At 68.0% G+C, this 7,524-nt stretch carries 8 protein-coding genes; all 8 read left to right on the forward strand.

All coding sequences use genetic code 11. From position 1 onward, the window contains the following. The first annotated feature begins 19 nt into the window (after positions 1-19). Positions 20-1,411 (forward strand): benzoate 1,2-dioxygenase large subunit, encoded by a 1,392-nt coding sequence (gene benA, locus RT688_RS21635; RefSeq protein WP_313706903.1) that lies wholly within the window; start codon positions 20-22, stop codon positions 1,409-1,411. Continuing rightward, on the forward strand, positions 1,408-1,911 hold the full coding sequence (gene benB / locus RT688_RS21640; RefSeq protein WP_313706904.1) for a benzoate 1,2-dioxygenase small subunit: 504 nt from the start codon (positions 1,408-1,410) through the stop codon (positions 1,909-1,911). Before benA ends, benB begins: the two co-directional genes overlap by 4 nt. Before the next feature lie 84 nt (positions 1,912-1,995). After that, positions 1,996-3,015: a benzoate 1,2-dioxygenase electron transfer component BenC gene (gene benC / locus RT688_RS21645; protein WP_313706905.1), complete on the forward strand. Its 1,020-nt coding sequence runs from the start codon at positions 1,996-1,998 to the stop codon at positions 3,013-3,015. Between the two features lies 1 nt (position 3,016). After that, positions 3,017-3,814 (forward strand): 1,6-dihydroxycyclohexa-2,4-diene-1-carboxylate dehydrogenase, encoded by a 798-nt coding sequence (locus RT688_RS21650; protein ID WP_313706906.1) that lies wholly within the window; start codon positions 3,017-3,019, stop codon positions 3,812-3,814. Between the two features lie 2 nt (positions 3,815-3,816). Beyond that, a complete protein-coding gene (pcaD, locus tag RT688_RS21655; protein WP_313706907.1) occupies positions 3,817-4,596 on the forward strand; it encodes a 3-oxoadipate enol-lactonase in 780 nt (259 codons plus the stop codon). A gap of 34 nt (positions 4,597-4,630) precedes the next feature. After that, positions 4,631-5,884, forward strand: coding sequence for a benzoate/H(+) symporter BenE family transporter (locus RT688_RS21660; protein WP_313706908.1), 1,254 nt, complete (start codon positions 4,631-4,633; stop codon positions 5,882-5,884). Positions 5,885-5,942: 58 nt separating this feature from the next. Beyond that, on the forward strand, positions 5,943-7,298 hold the full coding sequence (locus tag RT688_RS21665; protein ID WP_313706909.1) for an MFS transporter: 1,356 nt from the start codon (positions 5,943-5,945) through the stop codon (positions 7,296-7,298). Positions 7,299-7,364: 66 nt separating this feature from the next. Next, on the forward strand, positions 7,365-7,524 hold a 160-nt coding region (locus RT688_RS21670), incomplete at its 3' end, for a CoA-transferase (RefSeq protein WP_313706910.1).

The raw sequence follows: 7,524 nt of genomic DNA on the forward strand, positions 1-7,524 counted from the left end.
GTCCCCAGAGGAGAACGCCATGATCCCGATCCATCCCCTACCTGTGCGCCCCGTGGGCAGCGACGTCGACCTCGACGCTCTGCTGGTGGAAAACCATGAAACCGGCGACCACCGCCTGCACCGCAGCGCGTTCACCGACCCGGCCCTGTTCGAGCTCGAGATGAAGCACATCTTCGAGGGCAACTGGATCTACATGGCCCACGAGAGCCAGATCCCGAACAACAACGACTACTACACGCTGCACATGGGCCGCCAGCCAGTGTTCATCGCCCGCAACCGCCAGGGCGAGCTGAATGCCTTCATCAACGCCTGCAGCCACCGCGGCGCCCAGCTGTGCCGCCTGAAGCGCGGCAACAAGGCGACCTATACCTGTCCCTTCCACGGCTGGACCTTCAACAACAGCGGCAAGCTGCTGAAAGTGAAGGACCCGGAAGACGCGGGCTATCCCGACTGCTTCAACAAGGAAGGCTCGCACGACCTGAAGAAGCTGGCGCGCTTCGCCAACTACAAGGGCTTCCTGTTCGGCAGCCTGAACCCGGACGTGCCCCCGCTCGAGGAGTTCCTGGGCGAAGCGGCGAAGATCATCGACATGATCGTCAACCAGTCGCCCGACGGCCTGGAAGTGCTGCGCGGCGCCTCGACCTATACCTTCGAGGGCAACTGGAAACTGCAGGCCGAGAACGGCGCCGACGGCTACCACGTCTCGGCGGTGCACTGGAACTATGCGGCGACCACCAACCGGCGCAAGGAAGCGGCCGAGCGCGAGGACAAGATCCGCGCCATGGACGCCGGCAAGTGGGGACGCCAGGGCGGCGGCTTCTACGCCTTCGACCACGGCCACATGCTGCTCTGGACCCAATGGGCCAATCCCGAGGACCGGCCGAACTACCCGCGCCACGCCGAGTACGCGGCGCAGTACGGCAAGGCGACCGCCGACTGGATGGTCGAGCGCTCGCGCAACCTGTGCCTGTATCCGAACGTCTACCTGATGGACCAGTTCGGGTCGCAGATCCGCCTGCTGCGTCCGATCTCGGTCGACAGGACCGAGGTGACGATCTACTGCATCGCGCCGAAGGGCGAGTCCGACGAGGCGCGCGCCCGCCGCATCCGCCAGTACGAGGACTTCTTCAACGTCAGCGGCATGGCCACGCCCGACGACCTGGAGGAATTCCGTGCCTGCCAGGCAGGCTACGCGGGAAGCGCCATGCCCTGGAACGACATGTGCCGGGGTGCGTCCCACTGGATCCAGGGGCCGGACGAGGCGGCGAAGGAAATCGGCCTGGCGCCCGTGATGAGCGGCGTGCGCACCGAGGACGAAGGCCTGTACACGGTCCAGCACCGCTACTGGCTCGAGGTCATGCGCAAGGCGCAGGCCGGGCAACCGGCATCCGACAAGGGAGAGCAGGCATGAGCACCATCGCCATCCATGACGTGGCCGCCTTCCTGTACCGTGAGGCGCGCCTGCTCGACGACGAAGCCTGGGACGAGTGGCTCGAATGCTACGACCCCGAGGCGCAGTTCTGGATGCCGTCCTGGGACGACGACGGCCAACTGGTGAGCGACCCGCAGCGCGAGATCTCGCTGATCTATTACCCGACCCGCCAGGGCCTGGAGGACCGCGTGTTCCGGATCAAGACCGAGCGCTCCAGCGCCACGGTGCCCGATACCCGCACCAGCCACAACATCGCCAACATCGAGATCGAGAAGCAGGAAGGCGGCGTGGTCACGGTGCGCTTCAACTGGCACACGCTGAGCCACCGCTACAAGACCGACTTTTCGTACTTCGGCATGTCGCGCTATGTCATCGATTTCAATGGCGAATCCGGCGACGGCCGGCCGCGCATCCTGGACAAGTACGTCGTGCTGAAGAACGACTACATCCACCAGGTGATCGACGTCTACCACATCTAAACCGCTTCAGATCAGCTTCAAGCCAGCTTCACACATCGCCGCAACGCAGCCCGGCAGGGCGGCCTGCGGCCAAGGAGACCGACGATGAGCCATCACATCGCCCTGCAGTTCGAAGACGGGATCACCCGCTTCATCGCGTGCAACGACAAGGAAACCCTGTCTGACGCCGCTTACCGCCAGCGCGTCAACATCCCGCTCGACTGCCGCGACGGCGCCTGCGGCACCTGCCGCGCGCACTGCGAGTCGGGCAGCTACGACATGCCTGAATCGAGCTATATCGAGGACGCGCTCGAAGCCGCCGACGCCGCCAGGGGCTTCGTGCTGGCCTGCCAGATGCGTCCGACTTCCGACTGCGTGGTCAAGATCCTGGCCACATCGCAGGCCTGCAAGTCCGGCGCCCACAGCTACCAGGGCAGGATCGCCAGCGTGGAGCGGTTCTCGCCCTCGACCATCCGTTTCGCGGTCGACGTCGAGGAGGGCGCGGCGCCCGGCTTCCTGCCCGGCCAGTACGTCAACGTCCAGGTGCCGGGCACCGAGCTGACGCGCTCGTACTCCTTCAGCTCGGCGCCCGGCGCCGGCCGCGTCGAGTTCGTCGTGCGCAACGTGCCGGAAGGCCGCATGAGCGGCTACCTGGCGGGCCAGGCCGCCGAAGGCGACGCCATCACTTTCGTGGGTCCCTTCGGCAGCTTCTACCTGCGCCAGGTAGTGCGCCCGGTGCTGTTCCTGGCCGGCGGCACCGGCATCGCGCCCTTCCTGTCGATGCTGCGCAGCCTGGAGCAGGGCGGCTTCGCGCATCCGGTGCGCCTGGTCTACGCGGTGACCAACGACTGCGACCTGATCGGCCTGGACGAGCTCGACCGCATCGCGCAAGCGCGCCCGAACTTCAGCTACGTCACCTGCGTGGCGGCGCCGGAGAGCACGCACCCGCGCAAGGGCTACGCCACCGCCCACGTCGAGCCGGCCTGGATGAACGACGGCGAGGTCGACGTCTACCTGTGCGGCCCGCCGCCGATGGTGGACGCGGTGCGCGGCTGGCTGGGCGATATCGGTGTCGAGCCGGCCAGTTTCCATTACGAGAAATTCTCGCCCAACGCAGGAGCATGAGATGAACGATCACGCAAACGCGCGCGCGCGCTTCAGGGACAAGGTGGTGGTGGTCACCGGTGCGGCCCAGGGTATCGGGCGCGGCGTGGCGCTGGCGGCGGCGCGCGAGGGCGCCCAGCTGGTCCTGGCCGACCGCGCCGCCATCCTGGAAGAAGTCGGCGCCGAAGCCCAGGCCCTGGGCGCGCTGGTCACCCTGGCGCGGGTCGACCTCGAAACCTGGGCCGGCGCCAGCGCGCTGGCGGAGACGGCGCTGCGCGAGTTCGGCCGCATCGATGTGCTGGTGAATAACGTCGGCGGCACGATCTGGGCCAAGCCCTACCAGGAATACGCGGAGGACGAGATCGAGGCCGAGATCCGGCGCTCGCTGTTCCCGACCCTGTGGTGCTGCCGCGCCGTGCTGCCGAGCATGATCGACCAGGGCGGCGGGGCCATCGTCAACGTCTCGTCGGTGGCGACGCGCGGCATCCACCGGATCCCGTATTCGGCGGCCAAGGGCGGCGTGAACGCCCTGACCGCCAGCCTGGCCTTCGAGCACGCCGCCGACGGCATCCGCGTCAACGCCGTGGCCACCGGCGGCACCGAGGCGCCGCCGCGCGTGGTGCCGCGCAACCCGAAACCGCTGAGCGCGCAGGAGCAGGTCTGGTACCAGGGCATCGTCGACCAGACCGTCGCCTCCAGCCTGATGGGACGTTACGGCACCATCGACGAGCAGGTCGGCGCGATCCTGTTCCTGGCCTCGAGCGAGGCTTCCTACATCACCGGCAGCGTGCTGCCGGTGGCCGGCGGCGACCAGGGGTGAGCATGACGAACATATCCGTGAATGGCGTGAGGCTCCACGTCCGTTGCGACGGCGACCGCAAGCGTCCGGCGGTCGTGCTGTCGAATTCGCTCGGCACCGATCTCTCGATGTGGGACGCGCAGGCGGCCGTGCTGGCGACGCGCTTCCACGTCCTGCGCTACGACACGCGCGGCCATGGCGCCTCCAGCGCCCCGCGCGGCCCCTACACGATCGCCCAGCTGGGCGCCGACGTGGTCGGATTGCTCGACCATTTCGACATCGAACGCGCGCACGTCGTCGGCCTGTCGATGGGCGGCGTCACCGCCCAATGGCTGGGCGCGCATGCACCGCAACGCGTCCACAAGCTGGTGCTGGCGAATACGGCCTCGAAGATCGGCAGCGCCGACGCCTGGCAGGCGCGGGCGGCGGCCGTGCGGGCGAACGGCATGAACGAGATCGCCGCCGGCTCGCCGGCGCGTTGGTTCACGCCCGACTTCGTGGCGCGCCAGCCGGTCGTGGTGGGGGCGATGCAGAAGACCGTGCGCGGCCTCGACCCCGAGGGCTATGCATCCTGTTGCGAGGCCCTGGCCGGCGCCGACCTGACGCCCGATCTGCACCGCATCTCGGCGCCCACGCTGGTCATCGCCGGCGCCGAGGATCCCGTGACGACGGTGGCCGACGCCCAGGCGCTGGCCGGCGCGATCAAGGGCGCGGCGCTGGCGAGCCTGCCGGCATCGCACCTGTCGAACGTGGAGGCGCCGGACCGCTTCAGCGACGCAGTCGCATCCTTCCTGCTGGCCTGAAGCGGCCAGCGGCATACCTCCAGGGGAGACACGCATGCTGCAGACGGATCAACGCAGTACGGCGCAGGCCGCGCCTGAAACCGGGCCGCCGGCGGCCACCCATTTTGGCCGCCGCGGCTGGTCCGACTGGTCGGTATCGAGCGTCACGGCGGGCTTCCTCGCCGTGCTGGTCTCGTTCACGGGGCCGCTCGCGATCTTTTACCAGGCGGCCCAGGCGGCGAACGCCGACAGCGCCACCTTCGCCTCCTGGGTCTGGGGTATCTCGATCGGCGCCGCCGTCTCCGGCATCGTCCTGAGCTGGGTACTGCGCGCGCCCGTCATCACCGCCTGGTCGGCGCCCGGCACCGCCTTGCTGATCACCCTGTTTCCCGGCCTGTCGCCCAACGAGGCGGTGGGCGCCTACCTGACGGCCGCCGCCATCCTGCTCGTCATCGGCCTGTCGGGCAGCTTCGACCGCCTGATGGCGCTGGTGCCGAAGGGCGTCGCCAGCGGCATGATGGCGGGCATCCTGCTGCCCTTCGGTTTAAGCGCTTTCCGCGCGACCGCCACGCTGCCGCTGCTGGCCTGCGGCATGATCCTGGCCTACCTGGTGTTCCGGCGCTGGGCCGCGCGCTACAGTGTCCTGCTGCTGCTGGTGGCCGGCGTGCTGCTGGCGCTGGCGCAGGGCGCCACGCATTTTTCAGGCATCGAACTGCGGCTGGTGGCGCCGCAATTCATCATGCCGGCCTGGTCCTGGGCCAGCACCTTCAGCCTGGCCCTGCCGCTGGTGCTGGTCACGCTCGCCGGCCAGTACCTGCCCGGCATGGCCGTCCTCAAGACCTCGGGCTACGACACCCCGGTGCGCCCGATCATGGGCGTCAACAGCCTGGTGTCGATGGCGGTGGCCGCGACCGGCGGCATCACGATCGCGATCGCCGCGATTACCGCCGCCATGTGCACCGGGGCGGACGCCCACGAAGACCCGCGCCGGCGCTACGTGGCCGGCATCGCCAACGGCGTGTTCTACCTGCTGGCGGGCCTGTGCGGCGGGTCGATCGTGATGCTGTTCGCGGCCCTGCCGAAGGAGCTGGTGATCACGCTGGCCGGGCTGGCGCTGCTGGCGCCGATCACCGCCAACCTGGCCGGCATCGTCGCCGCCGAGGATCACCGCGAAGCGGCGGTCGTCACCTTCCTCGCGACCGCCTCGGACATGCGCTTCCTCGGCCTCGGCTCGGCTTTCTGGGGAATCGTGATCGGCATGGTCGCTTACTGGATTCTTCACGCAAGGAGTTCGTCCAAGCAGGTTTAGCAATAGCAGCAGGCAGGTTCGCAGTTCACACGACATCAACGATAACGGAGACAGGTACATGCGACACATCGACATACACAAGATCGCCGACACGGCGGCATTCAACGGCTTCCACGCCAGGCTTCTTCTGTGGTGCGCCATCATCATCATCTGCGACGGCTACGACCTGGCCGTGGCCGGCATCGCGCTGCCCTCGATCATGCAGGACATGGGCGTGACGGCGCAGGATGCCGGCTTCATGGTCAGCTCGGCCCTGTTCGGCATGATGTTCGGCGCCATCTTCCTGGGTACCCTGGCCGACCGCATCGGCCGGCGCTGGGCCATCGTGATCTGCCTGGCGCTGTTCAGCGTGTTCACCGCGGCGGCCGGCCTCACCCACGACCCCTACGTGTTCAGCGTGATGCGCTTCCTGGCCGGCCTGGGCATCGGCGGCGTGATGCCGAACGTGGTCGCCCAAATGACCGAATACTCGCCGCGCAGGATCCGGGCGACGATGGTGACCCTGATGTTCAGCGGCTATGCCGTCGGCGGCATGCTGGCGGCCGTCCTCGGCAAGGGCCTGATCGCGCAGTACGGCTGGCAGTCGGTGTTCCTGGCGGCGGGCTTGCCGGTGCTCCTGATCCCCTTCGTGCTGAAATCGATGCCGGAATCGATGCCCTTCCTGGTCAGGCAGGGGCGCCTCGATGAGCTGAAGGCCGTGCTGCTGCGCCTCGACCCCGGCTACCGTGCCCAGCCCGGCGACAGCTTCGCGCTCCCGGTCGTCGAGCGTGCCTCGGGCGCGCCGGTCGGCAAGCTGTTCCAGGACGGCCGCGCCTTCAGCACCCTGATGTTCTGGATCGCCTTCTTCATGTGCCTGTTCATGGTGTATGCGCTGAGCTCCTGGCTGACCAAGTTGATGGCCGGCGCCGGCTACAGCCTGGGTTCCGCGCTGACCTTCGTGCTGGTGCTGAATTTCGGCGCCGTGATCGGCGCGGTGGGCGGCGGCTGGCTGGCGGACCGCTTCCACATCAAGTACGTGCTGGTTGCCATGTACGCGCTGGCGGCGGTGTCGATCACCTTGCTCGGCTACCCGGTGCCGACCCCGGTCCTGTTCCTGCTGGTGGGCCTGGCGGGCGCGTCGACCATCGGCACCCAGATCGTGACTTACGCCTATGCCGGCCAGTTCTACCCGAGCGCGATCCGCTCGACCGGCATCGGCTGGGCGTCCGGCGTCGGCCGCAGCGGCGCGATCCTGGCGCCGATCGTGATCGGCACCCTGGTCGGCATGGCGCTGCCGCTGCAGCAGAACTTCCTGGCGATCGCGATTCCCGCCGTCGTGGCCACGATCGCTGTTTCGCTGATCCGTCACGAACGCTCCGCCGCCGCATCGGCGCCGCTGGCCAACCCTGCCGGTCCGGCCGGCAAGGCTGCCTGAGCGGCTTCTTCGTTCAATCCGCGCGGTGCGGCAAACCGGCCCGCCGCGCATCTTCATACACAAACCATGATCGACAAAACCTGTGAATCGCTGGAACGTGCCGTCGCCGACGTGCACGACGGCGCGACCGTCATGATTGGGGGCTTCGGTAATGCGGGCATGCCATCAAGACTGATCGATGCCCTCATCGCGCAAGGCGCGCGTGAGCTCACCATCGTCAACAACA

Origin of the sequence: Massilia sp., from assembly GCF_032106685.1 — a bacterium.
Lineage (GTDB): Bacteria > Pseudomonadota > Gammaproteobacteria > Burkholderiales > Burkholderiaceae_D > Telluria.